Consider the following 22833-nt stretch of genomic DNA (forward strand, 5'->3'; position numbering starts at 1 on the left):
ATACTAGGTCTAACTATGCAGGGAGCATAAATTGGGGTGATACTTTGATAACTGATCAATTACAAGAAAAGCAACAACGGTTTAAAACCCTTACAGATGAGCAGTTAGTCGTTCGTTCTCGTGAGGGCGATAGTGATGCGCTAGATTTTTTGATTACAAAGTATAAAAACATTGTTCGACATAAAGCAGGGTCTTATTTTTTAATAGGAGCTGACCGAGAAGATATTGTGCAAGAAGGCATGATTGGTCTATATAAAGGGATTCGAGATTTTAACGAAGATAAGCAAGTAACATTTAAAGTTTTTGCGGAACTATGTATCACACGTCAAATTATCACAGCAATCAAAACAGCGACGCGTCAAAAACATATTCCTTTGAATTCTTCTGTTTCGCTTGATAAGCCGATTAATGATGATGAACAAGTGAATACATTGTTAGATATTTTGTCGACGAATGAACAAGATGATCCGCAAGAAGTGATGGTGAGTAAAGAACGAGTCCATTACATGGAATCGCAAATAAAAGATGTGCTTAGTGCGTTTGAAAAACAAGTATTGGCTCTCTATTTAGATGATTGTACATATCAAGAGATGTCATTAGCACTGAAAAAAGAAGTGAAGTCGATTGATAATGCTTTACAACGTATTAAGCGCAAGTTAGAACATCATATTTTGAATATATGAGCTAGTTGACAGAAAAGATTGTAAAGTGTTAGTCTTTTAACAGAACAATGCCTAAAAAGGTGATGACAATGGCAAACAAAATCGTTTTATGTTGTGAAAAATGTGGCGCTCGTAATTATCATTTACCGGCCCCAAAAGATCTTTCAAAACGCATGGAGTTAAAAAAATTCTGCTCAACTTGTAATGAACACACATTACATAAGCAGACACGATAGCATTTATATAAGATTTATTCGGAGGTTAGGTTAGATGGCAAAGTTAAAGCAGTTTTTCAAAAACGTCCTATCTGAGATGCGAAAAACAAGCTGGCCGAAACGTAAAGAGCTTAGTAAATATACACTTGTTGTAATTTCTACATTAATCTTTATGGCAGTATTCTTTATGCTAGTGGACTTAGGAATCTCAAAATTATTCCGTATGTATTTGGATTTATAGACGAAAAATGTTATGATTTGTGAAAGAGCCCGTAATGTGTACGGGTTTTTTCATTTGCCTTAAAAAAGGAGGGAATGGACCACGCGTCCAGACAATTATGGAGAAGAATTGGTATGTTGTTCATACGTATTCAGGTTACGAGAATAAAGTAAAGTTAAATCTCGAAAAACGTATCGAAACAATGGGAATGTCGGATAAAATTTTCCGCGTAATCATCCCAGAAGAACAAGAAACAGAAGTAAAAGATGGTAAGAAAAAAACATATATGCGTAAAACATTCCCAGGTTACGTTCTTGTCGAGTTAATTATGACAGACGATGCTTGGTATGTAGTACGTAATACACCAGGTGTAACAGGATTTATCGGTTCATCAGGTGGCGGTGTTAAGCCAACTCCATTATTACCAGAAGAAGTGGAAGTCATCCTTGCGCAAATGGAAGCGAACTCACCAACTGTAGAACTAGATTTCGCAGTAGGCGACTTAGTAGAAGTGAAAGAAGGACCTTTCGCACACTTCCAAGGTGTGGTTGAAGAAATTGATGCTGATAAACAAAAAATTAAAGTAAATGTTGATATGTTCGGCCGTGAAACGGTTATGGAACTAGATTTTGCACAAGTTTTAAAAGTTTAATCACTTTTGAACTTGCCACAAAAACATAAAAGTGTTATCATTTCAAAGGTCAGACTGTAATGTATGACTACCGTAATTTTTAATGTTATCGGAATAAGCCGACAGACAGATATTGAGTGGGAGGGGAAACCCTTTGACCACATCACGGACTTAAGGAGGTGTGTCTCGTGGCTAAAAAAGTTGTAAAAGTTGTAAAACTTCAAATTGAAGCTGGTAAAGCAAATCCAGCTCCACCAGTAGGTCCTGCACTAGGTCAAGCAGGTGTTAACATCATGGGATTCTGTAAAGAATTCAATGCTCGTACACAAGACCAAGCAGGTTTAATCATTCCAGTAGAGATTTCTGTATTTGAGGATCGTTCATTCACATTCATTACAAAAACTCCGCCGGCAGCAGTGTTACTTAAAGTAGCAGCTGGTATTAAATCAGGTTCAGGTGAACCAAACCGTGTTAAAGTAGCTACAGTGAAACGCGATAAAGTTCGCGAAATCGCTGAAACAAAAATGCCAGACTTAAACGCAGGTTCTGTAGAAGCTGCTATGTTAATGGTAGAAGGTACTGCACGTAGCATGGGTATTGTCATCGAAGACTAATCCCATTACTTGATAGAGAAGTTTTGTTTTTTGGAGGTTGCGACAGTTTCACAAGATTGAAACTCGCAGCCTTTATTCGTGGGAGGTTTATTCCGCTACAACCACAATCAAGGAGGAAATTATAATGGCTAAAAAAGGTAAAAAACTACAAGAAGCTGCTAAGCTAGTAGATAAAAATAAACTATACACAGTAGCAGAAGCTGCTGAGTTAGCAAAAAGCACAAGCGCTGTAAACTTTGATGCAACTGTAGAAGTTGCTTTCAACTTAAACATCGATACTCGTAAAAACGACCAACAAATCCGTGGTGCAGTAGTACTACCAAACGGTACTGGTAAAACTCAAAAAGTTTTAGTATTCGCTAAAGGTGAAAAAATCAAAGAAGCAGAAGCTGCTGGCGCTGACTACGTAGGCGATGCTGAGTACATCCAAAAAATCCAAGGTGGCTGGTTCGATTTCGACGTAATCGTTGCGACTCCAGACATGATGGGTGAAGTTGGTAAACTTGGTCGTGTATTAGGACCTAAAGGTTTAATGCCAAACCCTAAAACAGGTACAGTTACTTTCGACGTAACTAAAGCTGTTAACGAAATCAAAGCTGGTAAAGTTGAATACCGTGCTGACAAAGCTGGTATCGTACACGCACCAGTAGGTAAAGTTTCATTCGAAGCTGACAAATTAGCTGAAAACATCCAAACAATCGTTGATGTAATTACAAAAGCTAAACCTGCAACTGCTAAAGGTGTTTACATGAAGTCTGTTCACGTAACAACTACAATGGGACCATCAATCAAAATTGACTCTCTTTCTTTAGCAAAATAATTTCACATTGACAATGTACTGTTCTATTGTTAAAATAGACAACGTTGTGAATTATCCATTTGTACCATAGACAGTAGGGGTAGCTTAATTGACTACTTAATGATCCTACCGAGGGCAAAGGAACTCAGACTCTTTAATGATGATGAATTTCCGCCCCTCTCTATTTTATTGATGAGGGGCTTTTCTTTTGTCGGTATAAGTGACCCATTCTTATAGGAGGTGTCCAATCATGAGCAAAGCAGTTGAAATGAAACAAACTGTTGTTCAAGAAATCGCTGAGAAATTCAAAAGCGCAGCGTCAGTAGTAGTAGTTGACTACCGTGGTCTTACAGTTGCACAAGTAACTGAATTACGTAAACAATTACGCGAAGCTGGTGTTGAATTCAAAGTATACAAAAATACTTTAGTTCGCCGTGCTACTGAAGAAGTTGGTCATGCTGATTTAAATTCTGCATTAACAGGCCCTAACGCTATTGCATTCTCAACTGAAGATGTAATCGCTCCAGCCCGTATTATCAACAACTTCGCGAAAGAAAACGAACAACTTGAAATTAAAGCTGGTTTAATCGAAGGCGCTGTGGCTTCTGCTGAAGAAATCAAAGCACTTGCAGAACTTCCATCACGCGAAGGTCTATTATCTATGCTTTTATCAGTTCTACAAGCACCAATGCGCAACTTCGCGCTTGCAACAAAAGCTGTTGCAGACCAAAAAGAAGAACAAGGCGCTTAATAGCAAGTTGATCTTCATCGCATAGTAATATGCACAAAAAAATAAAAAATTAGATTCCAAATAGGAGGAACTCATAATGAACCAAGAACAAATCTTAGCTGCAATCAAAGAGATGACAGTTTTAGAATTAAATGACTTAGTAAAAGCAATCGAAGAAGAATTCGGTGTAACTGCTGCAGCTCCTGTAGCTGTTGCTGGTGGCGCTGCTGGTGCTGCTGAAGAGAAAACAGAATTTGATGTTGTATTAGCATCTGCTGGTGAATCTAAAATTAAAGTAATCAAAGTGGTTCGTGAAATCACTGGTTTAGGTCTTAAAGAAGCTAAAGAAGTTGTAGATAACGCTCCTAAAGCTCTTAAAGAAGGCGTATCTAAAGAAGAAGCTGAAGAAATCAAAGCTAAACTTGAAGAAGTTGGCGCAAACGTAGAAGTTAAGTAATTAATTTTCTATTGATTAACAAAAGCTCGTCAATATACTTATTGACGAGCTTTTCTTCATTTTATGTGAAGGAGGGCGAAATATGTCAGAACATTATTATTCAAAAAACCCGCATGTAGAAAGCAAACCAAGAAAGTGGAATTTCACATTAAGAGGTTTTACATTTTCTTTTGAAACTGACGCAGGCGTGTTTAGTAAAAGCGAAGTAGATTTTGGATCCCGTGTGTTAATCGACTGCTTTGAATTACCGAGTGTTTCTGGAGATATTTTAGATGTAGGTTGTGGTTATGGGCCGATAGGGTTGTCGATTGCTAAAAGTTATCCGGATCGCACAGTTCATATGATGGACGTGAATGATCGGGCATTAAGTTTAGCTGAGAGAAATGCGGAAAATAACGGAGTACAAAATGTGCAGATTTATGAGAGTGACGCACTTTCATCTGTGAAAACAGATCAAGTCGCTGCTGTTTTGACAAACCCGCCAATCCGCGCAGGAAAGAAAACGATTTTTCGTTTTTACGACCAAGCGTATGATGTGCTAAGAGAAGAAGGCGAGCTGTGGATTGTAATTCAAAAGAAGCAAGGAGCCCCTTCGACGATGGATCATTTAGCTGAAAAGTTCCGTTTGGTAGAAGTTGTTGATAAGGTCAAAGGTTATTGGATTATCAGAGCTGTTAAATAATTTGTCAACAATAAAAGATTGACTTGACAAATTGGCTATGATATTATAAGAAAATGCAAAAATATTTAAATTGCATAGGTATGTCTTTTTATCGTTCAAGGTAAAAAGTCAGCAATTTTTTAAGTTTGGTTAAACGAGAATGAGCTCTAAATTATATGAACTCGTTTTCTTTTTTGTCTTTCAAATCATACACGATGTGTAAAGATTTTGAAAGACCTATTATCGCTTTATGAGGGGTGAATGAGTTGACAGGTCAACTAGTTCAGTACGGACAACACCGCCAGCGTAGAAGCTTCGCGCGTATTAAAGAGGTGCTGGAACTTCCGAATCTTATTGAGATTCAAACCGCATCTAACGAGTGGTTCCTAGAAGAAGGATTACGTGAAATGTTCCGCGATATTTCACCGATTGAAGACTTCACAGGGAATTTATCACTAGAGTTTGTCGATTACAGTCTTGGGGAACCAAAATATGATGTCGATGAATGTAAACAACGCGACGCAACTTTTGCCGCGCCATTGCGTGTGAAAGTACGTTTGCATAACAAAGAAACTGGAGACGTGAAAGAACAAGAAGTATTCATGGGTGATTTCCCATTAATGACTGAAACAGGTACTTTCATTATTAACGGTGCAGAACGCGTTATCGTTTCCCAATTAGTAAGATCACCAAGTGTATACTACCACGATAAAACTGATAAAAACGGTAAAAAAGGTTTCGGAGCTACAGTGATTCCTAACCGTGGTGCATGGCTTGAATATGAAACAGATGCGAAAGATGTAGTACATGTTCGTATCGACCGTACACGTAAATTACCAGTAACAGTACTTTTACGTGCATTAGGTTTCGCTTCAGACCAAGAAATCATCGATTTAATCGGTGATAACGAGTACTTGCGTAATACATTAGAAAAAGATAATACAGAAAGCACAGAAAAAGCGCTTCTAGAAATTTATGAGCGTCTACGTCCTGGTGAACCACCAACAGTAGAAAGTGCGAAAAACTTATTGTATTCTCGTTTCTTCGACCCAAAACGCTATGATTTAGCAGCTGTAGGTCGTTATAAAATGAACAAAAAGCTTCACATTAAAAATCGTTTATTCAACCAAACAATCGCTGAAACACTGGTAGATCCAGAAACAGGCGAAATTTTAGTTGAAAAAGGCACATTAATTGATCGTCGTGTCCTAGACAAAATTATTCCAAACCTTGAGAATGGTGTTGGTTTCAAAACACTTTCTAAAGTGGGTGGCGTAATCGAAGGCGACGTATTAGTACAAGAAGTAAAAATCTTCGCGCCGAATGACGAAGCTCAAAAAGAAATTAAAGTTATTAGTAATGCATATGTTGATGATGAAGTAAAACACTTAACACCAGCAGATGTTGTTGCTTCAGTATCTTATTTCTTTAATTTATTATATGGTATCGGTGATACAGATGATATCGATCACTTAGGTAACCGTCGCCTACGTTCTGTAGGTGAGTTACTGCAAAACCAATTCCGTATCGGTTTATCTCGTATGGAACGTGTTGTACGTGAACGTATGTCAATCAATGATACTGAATCAATCGTGCCACAACAATTAATCAATATTCGTCCAGTAATTGCGTCTATTAAAGAATTCTTTGGTAGTTCTCAATTATCTCAATTCATGGACCAAACAAACCCACTTGCAGAATTAACGCACAAACGTCGTCTATCTGCATTAGGACCTGGTGGTTTAACACGTGAACGTGCTGGCTTTGAAGTACGTGACGTTCACTATTCTCACTATGGCCGTATGTGTCCGATTGAAACTCCTGAGGGACCGAACATTGGTTTAATCAACTCACTATCTTCTTATGCAAAAGTTAATCCATTTGGTTTCATCGAAACGCCATATCGTCGTGTCGATCCTGAAACAGGTGCTGTAACTGCGCATATCGATTACTTAACAGCAGATGAGGAAGATAACTATGTAGTAGCTCAAGCGAACTCACCATTAAATCCAGATGGTACATTCGTAGAGAGTGAAGTGGTAGGTCGTTTCCGTGGAGATAACTCTGTTTTCAAGCGTGAAACAATTGACTACATGGACGTATCTCCTAAACAAGTAGTATCTGCTGCGACAGCATGTATCCCATTCTTAGAAAACGATGACTCAAACCGTGCTCTAATGGGTGCCAACATGCAACGACAAGCTGTTCCTTTATTAAACCCTGAAGCTCCATTCGTTGGAACTGGTATGGAACACGTAGATGCACGTGATTCTGGTGCTGCAGTAGTAGCGAAATATGCTGGTATTGTAGAACATGTAGAAGCTCGTTCAATCCACGTACGCCGTATTGAAGTTGTAGACGGTAAAGAGGTTCAAGGAGATTTAACTAAATATAAACTACAAAAATTCGTTCGTTCAAACCAAGGTACAAGTTATAACCAACGTCCACTTGTGAGCGTAGGCGAGCGCGTAAAACCACGCGATATTCTTGCTGACGGTCCATCAATGGAAAAAGGTGAACTTGCATTAGGTCGTAACGTAGTTGTAGCCTTCATGACTTGGAATGGTTATAACTATGAGGATGCTGTCATCATGAATGAACGCCTAGTTAAAGAAGATGTATACACTTCAGTTCATATCGAAGAATATGAATCAGAAGCACGTGATACAAAGCTAGGGCCTGAAGAAATCACTCGTGACATTCCAAATGTCGGAGAAGAAGCACTTCGTAACCTTGACGAACGTGGTATTATTCGTATCGGTGCTGAAGTAAATGACGGTGATATTTTAGTAGGTAAAGTAACGCCAAAAGGTGTAACAGAATTAACTGCTGAAGAACGTCTATTACATGCAATCTTCGGTGAAAAAGCACGTGAAGTACGTGATACATCACTTCGTGTACCACATGGTGCCGGTGGTATCGTACTTGATGTTAAAGTCTTCAACCGTGAAGATGGCGACGAATTATCTCCAGGTGTTAACCAATTAGTTCGTGTTTACATTGTTCAAAAACGTAAAATTCGCGTTGGTGACAAAATGGCTGGACGACATGGTAACAAAGGGGTTATCTCGCGTATCCTTCCAGAAGAAGATATGCCATTCTTACCAGACGGTACACCAGTCGATATCATGCTTAACCCACTTGGGGTACCATCTCGTATGAATATCGGACAAGTATTAGAGCTTCATTTAGGTATGGCTGCTCGTTACTTAGGTGTTCACATGGCTACACCAGTATTCGATGGTGCGTCAGATGAAGATGTATGGAAAGTGATGGAAGAAGCTGGTATGAACCGTGATGGTAAAACAGTTCTTTATGATGGTCGCTCAGGTGAACCATTAGACAACCGCGTATCAGTTGGGGTTATGTACATGATCAAACTTGCGCACATGGTTGACGATAAACTTCACGCACGTTCAACAGGACCTTACTCACTTGTTACGCAACAACCACTTGGTGGTAAAGCGCAATTCGGTGGACAACGTTTTGGTGAGATGGAAGTTTGGGCTCTTGAAGCATATGGTGCTGCGCACACACTTCAAGAAATCTTAACTGTTAAATCAGATGACGTTGTTGGTCGTGTGAAAACATACGAAGCAATCGTAAAAGGCGATCCGGTTCCAGAACCAGGCGTTCCAGAATCATTCAAAGTATTAATTAAAGAGTTACAATCTTTAGGTTTAGATGTGAAAATGTTAAACATCAATGACGAAGAAATTGAACTACGCGACTTAGATGATGAAGAAGAAAACACATCAAATAACGCATTAAACATTCTTCCAAATGATGAAAATGCAGAAGCATCAGCGACTGTACAAGAAGATTAATCGAGTATTTTTGTGGAAGATGGACAGGCTCTTTTTGGGCTTGTCCTAATTCCAATTTATCTATAAAAATCAATCGTCGAGCTAATTTATAAGTCAAATAGACTTCAGAATAAAGGGAGGTAGGCTCCTTGATAGACGTTAATAATTTTGAGTATATGAAAATCGGTTTAGCTTCACCAGATAAAATCCGCTCATGGTCTTATGGAGAAGTAAAAAAACCTGAAACAATCAACTACCGCACACTAAAACCAGAAAAAGATGGTTTATTCTGTGAGCGTATTTTCGGACCTACAAAGGACTGGGAATGTCATTGTGGTAAATACAAACGCGTTCGTTATAAAGGCGTAGTTTGTGACCGTTGTGGCGTAGAAGTAACACGTGCTAAAGTTCGTCGTGAACGTATGGGTCACATCGAATTAGCAGCATCTGTATCACACATTTGGTACTTTAAAGGTATTCCATCTCGTATGGGTCTAATTTTAGACATGTCACCTCGTGCACTAGAAGAAGTTATCTACTTTGCTTCTTACGTAGTAATCGATTCAGCTGATACACCTTTAGAGAAAAAACAATTACTTTCTGAAAAAGAGTATCGTGCTTATCGTGAAAAGTTCGGTTCAACATTCAAAGCATCAATGGGTGCTGAAGCGATTAAAGACCTTTTACGTGAAATCGATCTTGATAAAGAAACAGAAATGTTAAAAGAAGAATTAAAAACTGCTCAAGGTCAACGCCGTACACGTGCGATTAAACGTCTTGAAGTAGTTGAATCGTTCCGTCACTCAGGTAACCGTCCTGAATGGATGATTTTAGATGTACTACCTGTAATTCCACCAGAATTACGTCCAATGGTACAACTTGATGGTGGTCGTTTTGCGACTTCAGATTTAAACGATTTATATCGTCGTGTAATCAACCGTAACAACCGTTTAAAACGTTTATTAGACCTTGGTGCTCCTGGCATCATCGTACAAAACGAAAAACGTATGTTACAAGAAGCGGTAGATGCATTAATCGATAATGGTCGTCGTGGCCGTCCTGTTACAGGTCCTGGTAACCGTCCATTAAAATCACTTTCACATATGTTAAAAGGTAAACAAGGTCGTTTCCGTCAAAACTTACTTGGTAAACGTGTTGACTACTCTGGTCGTTCAGTAATCGTAGTTGGTCCATCTTTAAAAATGTACCAATGTGGTTTACCAAAAGGTATGGCAATCGAGCTATTCAAACCTTTCCTAATGAAAGAATTAGTTGAGCGTGGTTTAGCGCACAACATTAAATCTGCAAAACGTAAAATTGAACGTATGCATGAAGATGTATGGGATGTTTTAGAAGAAATCATTCGCGAGCACCCAGTATTACTAAACCGAGCGCCAACGCTTCACCGTTTAGGTATCCAAGCATTCGAACCAACATTAATTGAAGGTAAAGCGATTCGTCTTCATCCATTAGTATGTACAGCTTACAATGCTGACTTCGACGGTGACCAAATGGCGGTCCATGTACCACTTTCAGCAGAAGCGCAAGCAGAAGCTCGTCTATTAATGTTAGCTGCTCAAAACATCTTGAACCCTAAAGATGGTAAGCCAGTTGTAACGCCTTCTCAAGATATGGTATTAGGTAACTACTACCTAACTTTAGAACGTAAAGGTGCACCTGGTGAAGGTACAGTATTTACAGATGCTGAAGAAGTAATGGTAGCTTACCAAAACACTGAAGTACATCTGCATACACGTGTAGCAATTAAAGCATCATCTTTAAATAATAAAACATTTACAGAAGAACAGAATGGTAAACTATTAGTTACAACTGTTGGTAAAATTATTTTCAACGAAATTCTTGATGAGAACTTCCCGTTCATTAATGAACCATCAAATGATAACTTATTAGAAACACCAGATCACTTCTTCTTACCAACGAATACAAATGTAAAAGAATACTTCGAAAATACAGACGTAGTAAAACCATTTACAAAGAAATTCTTAGGTAATGTTATTGCGGAAGTCTTTGCACGTTATCATATTACAGAAACATCTGTTATGTTAGACCGTATGAAAGACTTAGGTTTCAAATATTCTACTAAAGCGGGTATTTCAATCGGTATCTCAGATATCATCGTATTACCAGACAAAGGTGAAATTTTACATCATGCGCAAGAACAAGTAGATAAAGTACAAAAACAATTCCGTCGTGGTTTAATCACAGAAGAAGAGCGTTATGATCGCGTTATTTCATTCTGGGGTGCTGCAAAAGACGAAATTCAAGCACGTCTGATGAAATCTTTACCAGCTGAAAACCCAATCTTCATGATGAGTGACTCTGGTGCCCGTGGTAACGCATCTAACTTTACACAGTTAGCTGGTATGCGTGGTCTGATGGCAAACCCATCTGGTCGTATCATCGAGTTACCAATCAAATCATCATTCCGTGAAGGTTTAACAGTATTAGAGTACTTCATCTCGACTCATGGTGCGCGTAAAGGTCTTGCCGATACAGCACTTAAAACAGCCGATTCAGGTTACCTTACTCGTCGTCTAGTTGACGTAGCGCAAGATGTAATCGTACGTGAAGATGATTGCGGTACTGACCGTGGTTTAACAATTACTTCATTAAAAGAGGGTTCTGAAATTATCGAAGCATTAGACGAGCGTATTATCGGTCGTTATGCGAAGAAAACAATTCGTCACCCAGAAACAGAAGAAGTAATCGTTGCGCGTAACGAATTAATTACGCAAGAGTTAGCTCGCGTAATTATTGATGCTGGAATCGAAGAAGTTACAATTCGTTCTGCATTTACATGTAACACACGTCACGGCGTATGTAAAAAATGTTACGGTATGAACTTAGCTACAGGAGATAAAGTTGAAGTGGGTGAAGCGGTTGGTACAATCGCAGCTCAATCAATCGGTGAACCAGGTACACAGTTAACAATGCGTACATTCCATACTGGTGGGGTTGCCGGTGCCGATATCACACAAGGTCTTCCTCGTATCCAAGAGATTTTTGAAGCACGTAATCCAAAAGGTCAAGCAGTAATCAGTGAAATCACTGGTGTTGTTTCTGATATTGAGGAAATTCGTGAAGGTCAAAAAGAAATTACAGTAACAAGCCCAATTGAATCACGTAAATATTTAGCACCATACAATGCACGTTTAAAAGTACAAGTAAACGATGAAGTTGTTCATGGTCAAGTATTAACAGAGGGTTCAATTGATCCAAAACAATTAATCAAAGTAACAGATGTTTCAACTGTAGAAGAATATCTATTAAAAGAAGTACAAAAAGTTTACCGTATGCAAGGGGTAGAAATTGGCGATAAACACATTGAAGTAATGGTTCGTCAAATGCTACGCAAAGTACGCGTAATCGAAGCTGGTGATACTGATTTATTACCTGGTTCACTTCTAGATGTTCACCAATTCTATGATGCAAATAAAACTGTTCTTAAAGAAGGTAAACTACCTGCTACATGTACACCAGTGATTCTTGGTATTACAAAAGCATCACTTGAAACAGAATCATTCTTATCTGCTGCATCATTCCAAGAAACAACTCGTGTTCTTACAGATGCTGCAATCAAAGGAAAACGCGATGAGTTATTAGGACTTAAAGAGAACGTTATCCTTGGTAAGTTGATTCCTGCTGGTACAGGTATGCAACGCTACCGTCAAATCCAAATTGCTGGTGAAGACGAGCAAAAATCAGAAGAAACAGTTTCTGCTGAATAACTGATGAAAATCGAGGGAGATTTCTCCCTCGATTTTTTATTTTGGGTTGACACGTTGTTTCGAGAATGATAATATATTTTAGGTTGATAGTTGTCTGTCTATCATTTCGGAGGATATGAAAATTTTCTCACGGAAAAATCAACAGTCTGGTTTAAAACGAACAATAGTTAATATTTGTTGGTCATGTATGAGGATAATGAACCTCTAAATGTATACGATCGAATGGCCACGCATGCGGTGCGACTAGTAGCACATATATTGGTGTTCCCGTTGCATTTGAACTGGCAGCTAAGCTAGTAGAGAATTTTATTATTTGAACATGTGGCAAGCGATATTAGTATTGATGGTAGTTTTTGCACTGATCATGCGAAAGCTTTGTTTTTTACCCTAAAATGAACCACCTGGATGTGTGGATTTAAAACACAATCAATGAGAGGAGGAAGAATCGATGCCTACAATTAACCAATTAGTACGTAAGCCTCGTCAATCCAAAAGTAAGAAATCAAACTCACCAGCACTAAACAAAGGCTATAACAGCTTTGACAAAGCGTTAACAAACGTTAACTCACCACAAAAACGTGGTGTTTGTACACGTGTTGGTACAATGACACCTAAAAAACCTAACTCAGCGTTACGTAAGTACGCTCGTGTGCGTTTAACTAACCAAATCGAAGTTAACGCTTATATCCCTGGTGAAGGTCACAACTTACAAGAGCACAGTGTTGTTCTTATCCGTGGCGGACGCGTAAAGGATTTACCTGGTGTTCGTTACCACATCGTACGTGGTGCGCTTGATACTGCTGCTGTACAAGGACGTATGCAATCACGTTCATTATACGGTGCTAAAAAACCTAAAGAGAAAAAATAATTTACATTGAGCTATATAGCTGAAAGGAGGAAAACACATGCCTCGTAAAGGTCCTGTTTCCAAACGTGACGTGTTACCAGATCCAATTTATAATTCAAAACTAGTAACTCGTTTAATCAATAAAATGATGGTAGATGGTAAAAGAGGTACTTCTCAAAAAATCTTATACGGAGCTTTCGAATTAGTAAAAGAACGCTCAGGTCAAGATCCACTAGAAGTATTTGATGCTGCACTTAACAACGTAATGCCTGTACTTGAAGTACGCGCTCGTCGTGTTGGTGGTGCTAACTACCAAGTACCAGTAGAAGTACGTCCAGAACGTCGTACAACTCTTGGTCTTCGTTACCTAGTAAACTACTCTCGTCTTCGTGGCGAAAAAACAATGGAAGAACGTCTTGCTAACGAAATTTTAGACGCTTCTAACAACACTGGTGCGTCAGTTAAAAAACGCGAAGATATGCACAAAATGGCAGAAGCAAACAAAGCGTTCGCTCACTACCGTTGGTAATATTAAAAATATCTTAATCCATTATGGAAGGAGAAATACCGCATGACTAGAGAATTCTCACTAGAGAACACTCGTAATATCGGAATCATGGCTCACATCGATGCTGGTAAAACAACAACTACAGAGCGTATCCTTTATTACACTGGTAAGATTCACAAAATCGGTGAAACTCACGAAGGTGCTTCTCAAATGGACTGGATGGAGCAAGAGCAAGAACGTGGTATCACAATCACTTCTGCTGCGACAACAGCTCAATGGAAAGGCCACCGCGTAAACATCATTGATACACCAGGACACGTAGACTTCACTGTAGAAGTTGAACGTTCTCTTCGTGTACTTGATGGTGCTGTAACTGTACTTGATGCTCAATCAGGTGTAGAGCCACAAACTGAAACTGTATGGCGTCAAGCTACAACATACGGTGTACCACGTATCGTATTCATTAACAAAATGGATAAAATCGGTGCAAACTTCCTATACTCTGTAGGAACTCTTAAAGAACGTTTAGAAGCAAACGCTCACCCAATTCAGTTACCAATCGGTTCTGAAGATGAGTTCCACGCAATCATCGACCTTGTAGAAATGAACGCTACTTTCTACAAAGAAGGTGACGACGGTTCTAATGCTGAAGTGAAAGAAATTCCTGAGGAATACAAAGCTCAAGCTGAAGAATACCGCGAAAAATTAATCGAAGCTGTTGCTGAATTAGACGAAGAGCTAATGGAAAAATACTTCGCAGGTGAAGAAATTACAAAAGAAGAGTTAAAAGCGGGTATCCGTAAAGCGACTCTATCTGTTGAATTCTACCCAGTAGTATGTGGTACAGCGTTCAAAAACAAAGGTGTTCAATTAATGCTTGATGCAGTAATTGACTACTTACCAGCTCCAACAGACGTAGCTGCTATTACTGGTACATCTGTTGACGGCGACGAAGAAATCGTACGTCATTCATCTGATGAAGAGCCATTCGCTGCACTAGCGTTCAAAGTTATGACTGACCCTTATGTTGGTAAATTAACTTTCTTCCGTGTGTACTCTGGTATCTTAGAATCAGGTTCTTACGTGCAAAACTCATCTAAAGGTAAGCGTGAACGTGTAGGTCGTATCCTACAAATGCACGCTAACTCACGTGAAGAAATCGAACGCGTTTACGCAGGCGATATCGCAGCAGCTGTAGGTTTAAAAGTTACAACTACTGGTGATACTTTATGTGATGAAAAAGCTTTAGTAATTCTTGAGTCTATGGAATTCCCTGAGCCAGTAATCTCACTTTCTGTAGAACCAAAATCAAAAGCTGACCAAGATAAAATGGGTCAAGCTTTACAAAAACTTCAAGAAGAAGATCCAACTTTCCGTGCACATACTGATCCTGAAACAGGACAAACAATCATCTCTGGTATGGGTGAACTTCACTTAGATATCTTAGTTGATCGTATGAAGCGTGAATTCCGCGTTGAAGCTAACGTTGGTGCTCCACAAGTTTCTTACCGTGAAACTTTCCGTTCATCAGCTCAAGTTCAAGGTAAATTCACTCGTCAATCAGGTGGTCGCGGTCAATACGGTGACGTATGGGTTGAGTTCACTCCAAATGAAGAAGGTAAAGGTTTCGAATTCGAAAACGCAATCGTTGGTGGTGTTGTTCCACGTGAATACATCCCTGCAATCGAAGCTGGTTTAAGAGACTCATTAGCAAACGGTGTATTAGCTGGATTCCCACTAATCGACGTTAAAGCTAAGTTATACGATGGTTCTTACCATGATGTCGATTCAAACGAAATGGCCTTCAAAGTGGCTGCATCTCTTGCAGTTAAAAAAGCAGCAACTGCTTGTAACCCAGTTCTTTTAGAACCAGTTATGAAAGTAGAAGTTGTAATGCCAGAAGAATATCTTGGTGATATCATGGGTAACATTACTGCTCGTCGCGGACGCGTTGAGGGTATGGAAGCTCGCGGTAACGCACAAGTTGTTCGTGCAATGGTTCCACTTGCTGAAATGTTTGGTTATGCAACAACTTTACGTTCAGCTACACAAGGTCGCGGTACATTCTCAATGGTATTTGACCACTACGAAGAAGTACCAAAATCAGTTTCTGAAGAAATCATCAAGAAACACAAAGGTGAATAATTCAATTATTTTTAATTGAATTTTCTACTGTTATCAAGTATAAATAACTATGTAAGCTATGATTTATTATGGGGTAGGGCCCTGCCCCTTCAATAAATTATGACTATAAACTAAATTACAAACCCTAGGAGGCACATTTAAAATGGCTAAAGAAAAATTCGACCGTTCTAAAACACATGCTAACATTGGTACAATCGGACACGTTGACCATGGTAAAACTACATTAACTGCTGCAATCGCTACAGTTCTTTCTAAAAAAATGGGTGGAGAAGCTAAATCTTACGATCAAATCGATAACGCTCCAGAAGAAAAAGAGCGCGGTATCACAATCAACACTTCTCACATCGAGTACGAAACTGAAAAACGTCACTACGCTCACGTTGACTGCCCAGGACACGCTGACTATGTTAAAAACATGATCACTGGTGCTGCACAAATGGACGGCGGTATCTTAGTAGTATCTGCTGCTGATGGTCCAATGCCACAAACTCGTGAACACATCCTTTTATCTCGTCAAGTAGGTGTTCCATACCTAGTTGTATTCTTAAACAAATGCGATATGGTAGACGACGAAGAATTACTAGAATTAGTTGAAATGGAAGTTCGTGACTTATTATCAGAATACGATTTCCCAGGCGACGATGTTCCTGTAATCAAAGGTTCTGCTCTTAAAGCTTTAGAAGGCGAAGAAAAATGGGAAGAAGCAATCGTTGAATTAATGGACGCTGTTGATTCTTACATCCCAACTCCAGAACGTCAAACTGACAAACCATTCATGATGCCTGTAGAGGATGTATTCTCTATCACAGGTCGTGGTACAGTTGCAACTGGCCGTGTTGAACGTGGTCAAGTTAAAGTCGGCGACGTAATCGATATCGTAGGTATCGCTGAAGAAACTGCTCAAACAACTGTAACTGGTGTTGAAATGTTCCGTAAATTATTAGATTACGCTGAAGCTGGCGATAACATCGGTGCTTTATTACGTGGTGTTTCTCGTGAAGATATCCAACGTGGTCAAGTATTAGCTAAACCAGGTTCAATCACTCCACACACAAACTTCAAAGCTGAAGTTTATGTATTATCAAAAGAAGAGGGTGGACGTCACACTCCATTCTTCTCTAACTACCGTCCTCAGTTCTACTTCCGTACAACTGATGTAACTGGTGTTATCACTCTTCCAGAAGGCGTTGAAATGGTAATGCCTGGCGATAACGTTGAAATGGACGTTGAATTAATTCACCCAATCGCTATCGAAGATGGTACTAAGTTCTCAATCCGTGAAGGTGGCCGTACAGTAGGCGCTGGCGTTGTAGCTTCAATCCAAAAATAATTTCTTCTATTGAAGAATGTTATAACTGTAATAAAACCCAAGGAGTGCGCACTCCTTGGGTTTTTCTTTTAGCTATTGTTAAATAAGATCAAAAGATTTTTTAAAAATATACAGTTAACAATTGAAATTGAGTTCATAATTTTATATACTATAAAGCGTTGTAAAGACCGAACACGTGAAGAAATAAGGGAAACGAGTTACATATAAAATATTTTCCTGAAACGACTTGCACATTGCGATATTATTATGTATAATATTGAATGTTGGTCTTTGACTGCGATGAAGCGAGAGGTTACCGACACACCCGGCCGCATTGCCATGGCGAGTGCTCGGAAAATTTTCGTGGAGAATTGTCTAGGAAATAGGCGAAAAGGGAGGGAAAATAATGGCAAAACAAAAGATTCGTATCCGTTTAAAAGCATATGATCACAGAATTCTTGATCAATCGGCTGAGAAAATTGTTGAAACTGCTAAACGTTCAGGTGCTGGTGTATCAGGTCCGATTCCACTACCAACTGAAAAATCAGTTTACACTATCTTACGTGCGGTTCATAAGTACAAAGATTCTCGTGAACAATTCGAAATGCGTACACATAAACGTCTGATCGATATCGTTAACCCAACACCACAAACTGTTGATGCGTTAATGAAACTTGATTTACCATCTGGCGTTGATATTGAAATCAAACTTTAATGGTAAAAATAAAAATAATATTTTAAATCTTACAGGAGGTGCGACTAAATGACTAAAGGAATCTTAGGTAGAAAAATCGGTATGACGCAAGTTTTTGCAGAGAATGGCGATCTAATTCCAGTAACTGTAATCGAAGCTACTCCAAACGTAGTTCTTCAAAAGAAAACAGTTGATACTGATGGTTACGAAGCAATTCAATTAGGTTTCGAAGATAAGCGTGCAAAGCTTTCTAACAAGCCTGAACAAGGGCACGTAGCTAAAGCAAACACTGCTCCTAAGCGCTTCATTCGCGAAATTCGCAATGCAAACTTAGCTGAGTACGAAATTGGTCAAGAAGTCAAAGTTGATAGTTTCGCAGAAGGCGATGTAGTAGATGTAACAGGTGTTACTAAAGGTAAAGGTTTCCAAGGTGTTATCAAACGCCACGGACAATCTCGTGGACCTATGTCACATGGTTCTCGTTACCACCGTCGTCCTGGTTCAATGGGTCCAGTTGCTCCGAACCGCGTGTTCAAACAAAAGAAATTACCTGGTCAAATGGGTGGTACAGTAGTAACAATCCAAAACTTAACAATCGTTAAAGTGGATGCTGAACGTAACCTTATTTTAGTAAAAGGTAATGTTCCTGGTTCTAAAAAATCATTAGTAACAGTTAAATCTGCTATTAAAGGTAACTAATTTTCCGAAGAAAGGAGGAAACAGGAATGACAAAAGTTAATGTACTTAGTCAAACAGGTTCTTCTGTAGGCGAAATCGAATTAAACGATGCGATCTTCGGAATCGAACCAAATGAATCAGTTGTATTTGATGCAGTAATCGCTCAACGCGCTTCACTACGTCAAGGTACACACAAAGTAAAAAATCGTTCTGAAGTTGCAGGTGGTGGTCGTAAACCATGGCGTCAAAAGGGTACTGGTCGTGCTCGCCAAGGTTCAATCCGTTCTCCACAATGGCGCGGCGGTGGTATCGTATTCGGTCCAACACCACGTAGCTATGCATACAAACTTCCTAAAAAAGTTCGTCGTTTAGCTCTTAAATCAGTATTATCAGCAAAAGTTGCAGATACTGAATTAGTAGTATTAGACGCATTAACATTAGCAGCACCTAAAACTAAAGATTTCGTACAAGTTCTTTCAGATCTTAAAATCGAATCTAAAGCTTTATTCGTAACTGCTGATGTGGAAGAAAACGTAGCACTTGCTGCTCGTAATATTCCAGGTGTAACAGTATTAACAGCTGAAGGCATCAACGTTCTTGACCTAGTTGGTCATAACCAAGTTGTAATGACTAAATCTGCTGTAGAAAAAATTGAGGAGGTGCTTGGTTAATGGAAGCACGTGACATTTTAAAACGTCCTGTCATTACTGAGCTTTCTTCAGAACAAATGGCAGAACAAAAATACACTTTCGAAGTTGACACTCGTGCCAACAAAACAGAAGTGAAAAACGCTGTTGAAACAATCTTTGGAGTTAAAGTTGAGAAAGTAAACATCATGAACTACAAAGGTAAAAAGAAACGCGTTGGCCGCTACACTGGTTTAACAAACAAACGTCGTAAAGCTGTTGTAACACTAGCTGAAGGCGAAATCGAATTATTCGAAATGTAATTCGAATAGACATTTTTAAAGGAGGGAAAACACATGGCGATTAAAAAGTATAAACCTACCACTAATGGACGTCGTAACATGACTTCATCGGACTTTGCTGAAATCACTACTAATAAGCCAGAAAAATCATTATTAGAGTCTACAAAACGCAAAGCTGGTCGTAACAACCAGGGTAAAATCACTGTTCGTCATAATGGTGGTGGACATAAACGCCAATACCGTATCATTGATTTCAAACGTATCAAAGACGGTATCCCAGGTAAAGTCGCTACTATTGAGTATGATCCAAACCGATCTGCTAACATCGCATTAATTAACTATGCTGATGGTGAAAAACGCTATATCTTAGCACCAAAAGGTCTTAAAGTAGGTATGGAAGTTGTTTCAGGTCCAGATGTTGATATTAAAGTTGGTAACGCGTTACCATTAACAAATATCCCAATGGGTACAACAATCCACAATATCGAAATGAAACCTGGTAAAGGTGGACAATTAGTACGTTCTGCAGGTACTTCAGCTCAAGTACTTGGTAAAGAAGGTAAGTATGTAATTGTACGCTTACAATCTGGTGAAGTACGTATGATTCTTGCTACATGCCGCGCTACAATCGGTGCTGTAGGTAACGAACAACACGAACTTATCCACATTGGTAAAGCTGGACGTAAACGTTGGATGGGTAAACGCCCAACTGTACGTGGTTCTGTAATGAACCCTAACGATCACCCACACGGTGGTGGTGAAGGTAAAGCTCCAGTTGGACGTAAGTCACCAATGACTCCATGGGGTAAACCAGCACTTGGTTACAAAACTCGTAACAAAAAAGCAAAATCTGACAAGCTTATTATTCGTCGTCGTAAAAAATAAAGTGGTTAAACTACGGTTCAATGGTCGAACCGTGGTGGAATCACGGAGGGAGGTTCCAAAATGGGTCGTAGCTTGAAAAAAGGACCTTTTGTTGACGCTCACTTAATGACTAAGGTTGAAGCTCAACAAGATTCAGAAAAAAAGCAAGTTATTAAAACTTGGTCTCGCCGCTCTACAATCTTCCCGAACTTTATCGGATTAACAATCGCAGTATATGATGGACGCAAACATGTGCCTGTATACGTGACTGAAGATATGGTAGGTCATAAACTTGGCGAATTCGCACCAACACGTACTTATAAAGGTCACGGTGCAGATGATAAGAGAACATCAGTACGCTAATTAAGAGGGGAGGTTAATCCTAATGCAACAAGCTAAAGCAATCGCTCGCACAGTTCGCATTGCTCCTCGTAAGGTACGTCTAGTAGTAGACTTAATTAGAGGCAAGCAAGTTGGCGAAGCAATCGCTATTTTAAAACATACTCCTAAAGCAGCTTCTCCTGTAGTAGAGAAAGTTTTAAACTCAGCAATCGCTAATGCAGAGCACAACTATGATTTAGATGTAAACAGCCTAATCGTTTCTGAAGTATTCGTAGACGAAGGTCCAACATTAAAACGTTTCCGTCCACGCGCACAAGGTCGTGCAAGTGCGATCAACAAACGTACAAGCCACATTACTCTAGTGGTATCTGAGAAGAAGGAGGGATAATACGTGGGTCAAAAAGTACATCCAATAGGTTTACGTGTAGGTGTCATTCGTGATTGGGAATCTCGCTGGTACGCTGAGAAAGACTACGCAACATTACTTCACGAAGATATCAAAGTACGTAATTACATTGAAAAAACTTTAAAAGAAGCATCAGTTTCTAAAGTAGAAATTGAACGTGCTGCTAACAGAATTAACATTACAATTAGTACAGCGAAACCAGGTATGGTTATCGGTAAGGGTGGTACTGAAGTTGAAGCACTTCGTAAAAACCTTAACGCTATGACTGGCAAACGCGTACACATCAACATCGTTGAAATCAAACGTGCAGATCTTGATGCAAAACTAGTTGCTGAGAACATCGCTCGCCAATTAGAAAACCGTGTATCATTCCGTCGTGCACAAAAACAAACAATTCAACGCACTATGCGTGCAGGTGCTAAAGGTATCAAAACTCAAGTATCTGGTCGTCTAGGTGGCGCTGATATCGCTCGTGCTGAGCACTACAGTGAAGGAACTGTTCCACTTCATACACTTCGCGCTGACATCGATTATGCTCACGCTGAAGCTGACACTACTTATGGTAAGTTAGGTGTTAAAGTATGGATCTACCGTGGAGAAGTACTTCCAACTAAGAAGAACTCTGTGGAAGGAGGCAAATAATTATGTTATTGCCAAAACGCGTTAAATACCGTCGTGTACACCGTGGTAAAATGCGTGGCCAAGCAAAAGGCGGTACTACAGTAACATTCGGTGAATTCGGTTTACAAGCTCAATCAGCTAGCTGGATCACTAACCGTCAAATTGAAGCAGCCCGTATTGCAATGACACGTTATACAAAACGTGGTGGTAAAGTATGGATTAACATCTTCCCACACAAACCTTACACTAAAAAGCCTCTAGAAGTACGTATGGGTTCTGGTAAAGGTGCTCCTGAAGGTTGGGTAGCAGTTGTAAAACCAGGCCGTGTAATGTTTGAAATCGGTGGGGTTTCGGAAGAAGTCGCTCGTGAAGCACTTCGCTTAGCATCTCATAAGTTACCTGTTAAGTGTAAAGTTGTTAAACGTGAAGAAATTGGTGGTGAATCTAATGAAAGCTAATGAAATTCGTGAACTTACAAGTGTTGAAATTGAAGATCAAGTAAAATCACTGAAAGAAGAGCTTTTCAACCTTCGCTTCCAATTAGCGACTGGTCAATTAGAAAACACAGCTCGCATTCGTGAGGTACGTAAAACTATCGCTCGTATGAAAACTGTTATTCGTCAAAGAGAAATCAGTGCTAATTAACTGATAAAGGAGGTTTGCAAGCATGTCTGAGCGTAACCAACGCAAAGTTTACACAGGCCGTGTTGTTTCTGACAAAATGGATAAAACGATCACAGTAGTCGTTGAAACATACAAGAAACACTCACTTTACGGTAAACGTGTAAAATACTCTAAAAAGTTCAAAGCGCATGATGAAAACAACACAGCAAAAGTTGGAGATATCGTACGCATTATGGAAACTCGTCCGCTATCAGCTACTAAACGTTTCCGTTTAGTTGAAGTTGTAGAAAAAGCGGTTATTATCTAAATAATTTCGGAACACT

Annotated in this window: 26 protein-coding genes and 1 other annotated feature; all 26 genes read left to right on the forward strand. The window is 39.4% G+C overall.

Features of this window, described 5'->3' with window-relative positions:
* Window positions 1-44: 44 nt before the first annotated feature.
* Window positions 45-683 carry an RNA polymerase sporulation sigma factor SigH gene (sigH, locus tag ACKVQX_RS12830; protein WP_373863103.1) on the forward strand — a complete coding sequence of 213 codons (639 nt, stop codon included), beginning with the start codon at window positions 45-47 and terminating at the stop codon, window positions 681-683.
* Between the two features lie 47 nt (window positions 684-730).
* Window positions 731-898, forward strand: a complete 168-nt coding sequence (rpmG, locus tag ACKVQX_RS12835) for a 50S ribosomal protein L33 (protein ID WP_255314689.1) — start codon at window positions 731-733, stop codon at window positions 896-898.
* Between the two features lie 34 nt (window positions 899-932).
* Complete coding sequence (gene secE, locus ACKVQX_RS12840) at window positions 933-1118, forward strand: preprotein translocase subunit SecE (RefSeq protein WP_068450094.1); 186 nt, start codon at window positions 933-935, stop codon at window positions 1116-1118.
* 97 nt (window positions 1119-1215) lie between these two features.
* On the forward strand, window positions 1216-1749 hold the full coding sequence (gene nusG, locus ACKVQX_RS12845; RefSeq protein ID WP_068450096.1) for a transcription termination/antitermination protein NusG: 534 nt from the start codon (window positions 1216-1218) through the stop codon (window positions 1747-1749).
* Between the two features lie 167 nt (window positions 1750-1916).
* Window positions 1917-2342: a 50S ribosomal protein L11 gene (rplK, locus tag ACKVQX_RS12850; RefSeq protein WP_068450098.1), complete on the forward strand. Its 426-nt coding sequence runs from the start codon at window positions 1917-1919 to the stop codon at window positions 2340-2342.
* A 124-nt stretch (window positions 2343-2466) separates the two neighbouring features.
* A complete protein-coding gene (gene rplA, locus ACKVQX_RS12855) occupies window positions 2467-3162 on the forward strand; it encodes a 50S ribosomal protein L1 (RefSeq protein ID WP_068450100.1) in 696 nt (231 codons plus the stop codon).
* Between the two features lie 46 nt (window positions 3163-3208).
* Window positions 3209-3357 (forward strand) — a sequence feature (ribosomal protein L10 leader region).
* Window positions 3358-3391: 34 nt separating this feature from the next.
* Complete coding sequence (gene rplJ / locus ACKVQX_RS12860) at window positions 3392-3892, forward strand: 50S ribosomal protein L10 (RefSeq protein ID WP_068450102.1); 501 nt, start codon at window positions 3392-3394, stop codon at window positions 3890-3892.
* Window positions 3893-3968: 76 nt separating this feature from the next.
* Entirely contained in the window at window positions 3969-4328 is a 360-nt protein-coding gene (rplL, locus tag ACKVQX_RS12865) for a 50S ribosomal protein L7/L12 (RefSeq protein ID WP_087681983.1), read from the forward strand.
* A gap of 82 nt (window positions 4329-4410) precedes the next feature.
* Window positions 4411-5010 (forward strand): class I SAM-dependent methyltransferase, encoded by a 600-nt coding sequence (locus ACKVQX_RS12870; protein WP_068450106.1) that lies wholly within the window; start codon window positions 4411-4413, stop codon window positions 5008-5010.
* Between the two features lie 245 nt (window positions 5011-5255).
* On the forward strand, window positions 5256-8816 hold the full coding sequence (rpoB, locus tag ACKVQX_RS12875; RefSeq protein ID WP_068450108.1) for a DNA-directed RNA polymerase subunit beta: 3561 nt from the start codon (window positions 5256-5258) through the stop codon (window positions 8814-8816).
* A gap of 128 nt (window positions 8817-8944) precedes the next feature.
* Window positions 8945-12544, forward strand: a complete 3600-nt coding sequence (gene rpoC, locus ACKVQX_RS12880) for a DNA-directed RNA polymerase subunit beta' (RefSeq protein ID WP_325943733.1) — start codon at window positions 8945-8947, stop codon at window positions 12542-12544.
* Window positions 12545-12992: 448 nt separating this feature from the next.
* The gene (gene rpsL / locus ACKVQX_RS12885; protein ID WP_068450113.1) at window positions 12993-13412 is read left to right on the forward strand and encodes a 30S ribosomal protein S12; all 420 of its coding nucleotides are present in this window, start codon (window positions 12993-12995) and stop codon (window positions 13410-13412) included.
* 37 nt (window positions 13413-13449) lie between these two features.
* Window positions 13450-13920: a 30S ribosomal protein S7 gene (rpsG, locus tag ACKVQX_RS12890; protein ID WP_066790941.1), complete on the forward strand. Its 471-nt coding sequence runs from the start codon at window positions 13450-13452 to the stop codon at window positions 13918-13920.
* Between the two features lie 42 nt (window positions 13921-13962).
* Complete coding sequence (gene fusA / locus ACKVQX_RS12895; protein ID WP_121176051.1) at window positions 13963-16044, forward strand: elongation factor G; 2082 nt, start codon at window positions 13963-13965, stop codon at window positions 16042-16044.
* A gap of 142 nt (window positions 16045-16186) precedes the next feature.
* Window positions 16187-17374 (forward strand): elongation factor Tu, encoded by a 1188-nt coding sequence (gene tuf, locus ACKVQX_RS12900; RefSeq protein WP_068450118.1) that lies wholly within the window; start codon window positions 16187-16189, stop codon window positions 17372-17374.
* A gap of 385 nt (window positions 17375-17759) precedes the next feature.
* The gene (rpsJ, locus tag ACKVQX_RS12905) at window positions 17760-18068 is read left to right on the forward strand and encodes a 30S ribosomal protein S10 (RefSeq protein ID WP_029500598.1); all 309 of its coding nucleotides are present in this window, start codon (window positions 17760-17762) and stop codon (window positions 18066-18068) included.
* 48 nt (window positions 18069-18116) lie between these two features.
* Window positions 18117-18746, forward strand: a complete 630-nt coding sequence (gene rplC / locus ACKVQX_RS12910) for a 50S ribosomal protein L3 (protein WP_068450120.1) — start codon at window positions 18117-18119, stop codon at window positions 18744-18746.
* Window positions 18747-18772: 26 nt separating this feature from the next.
* Entirely contained in the window at window positions 18773-19396 is a 624-nt protein-coding gene (gene rplD, locus ACKVQX_RS12915) for a 50S ribosomal protein L4 (protein WP_068450123.1), read from the forward strand.
* Window positions 19396-19674: a 50S ribosomal protein L23 gene (gene rplW, locus ACKVQX_RS12920; protein ID WP_068450125.1), complete on the forward strand. Its 279-nt coding sequence runs from the start codon at window positions 19396-19398 to the stop codon at window positions 19672-19674. Before rplD ends, rplW begins: the two co-directional genes overlap by 1 nt.
* 33 nt (window positions 19675-19707) lie before the next feature.
* The gene (gene rplB / locus ACKVQX_RS12925; RefSeq protein WP_068450128.1) at window positions 19708-20538 is read left to right on the forward strand and encodes a 50S ribosomal protein L2; all 831 of its coding nucleotides are present in this window, start codon (window positions 19708-19710) and stop codon (window positions 20536-20538) included.
* 60 nt (window positions 20539-20598) lie between these two features.
* On the forward strand, window positions 20599-20880 hold the full coding sequence (rpsS, locus tag ACKVQX_RS12930; RefSeq protein ID WP_068450130.1) for a 30S ribosomal protein S19: 282 nt from the start codon (window positions 20599-20601) through the stop codon (window positions 20878-20880).
* 22 nt (window positions 20881-20902) lie between these two features.
* Complete coding sequence (rplV, locus tag ACKVQX_RS12935) at window positions 20903-21247, forward strand: 50S ribosomal protein L22 (RefSeq protein ID WP_068450132.1); 345 nt, start codon at window positions 20903-20905, stop codon at window positions 21245-21247.
* A gap of 3 nt (window positions 21248-21250) precedes the next feature.
* Window positions 21251-21907: a 30S ribosomal protein S3 gene (gene rpsC, locus ACKVQX_RS12940; protein WP_068450135.1), complete on the forward strand. Its 657-nt coding sequence runs from the start codon at window positions 21251-21253 to the stop codon at window positions 21905-21907.
* A 2-nt stretch (window positions 21908-21909) separates the two neighbouring features.
* Complete coding sequence (rplP, locus tag ACKVQX_RS12945; RefSeq protein ID WP_068450137.1) at window positions 21910-22344, forward strand: 50S ribosomal protein L16; 435 nt, start codon at window positions 21910-21912, stop codon at window positions 22342-22344.
* Window positions 22334-22531, forward strand: coding sequence for a 50S ribosomal protein L29 (rpmC, locus tag ACKVQX_RS12950; protein WP_068450139.1), 198 nt, complete (start codon window positions 22334-22336; stop codon window positions 22529-22531). The genes rplP and rpmC overlap by 11 nt, the downstream gene beginning before the upstream one ends.
* A gap of 22 nt (window positions 22532-22553) precedes the next feature.
* On the forward strand, window positions 22554-22817 hold the full coding sequence (gene rpsQ / locus ACKVQX_RS12955; RefSeq protein ID WP_068450141.1) for a 30S ribosomal protein S17: 264 nt from the start codon (window positions 22554-22556) through the stop codon (window positions 22815-22817).
* The last annotated feature ends 16 nt before the right edge of the window (window positions 22818-22833 follow it).

The sequence above is a fragment of the Kurthia sp. ISK08 genome (assembly GCF_046159805.1).
In the GTDB taxonomy this organism is placed as follows: domain Bacteria; phylum Bacillota; class Bacilli; order Bacillales_A; family Planococcaceae; genus Kurthia; species Kurthia gibsonii.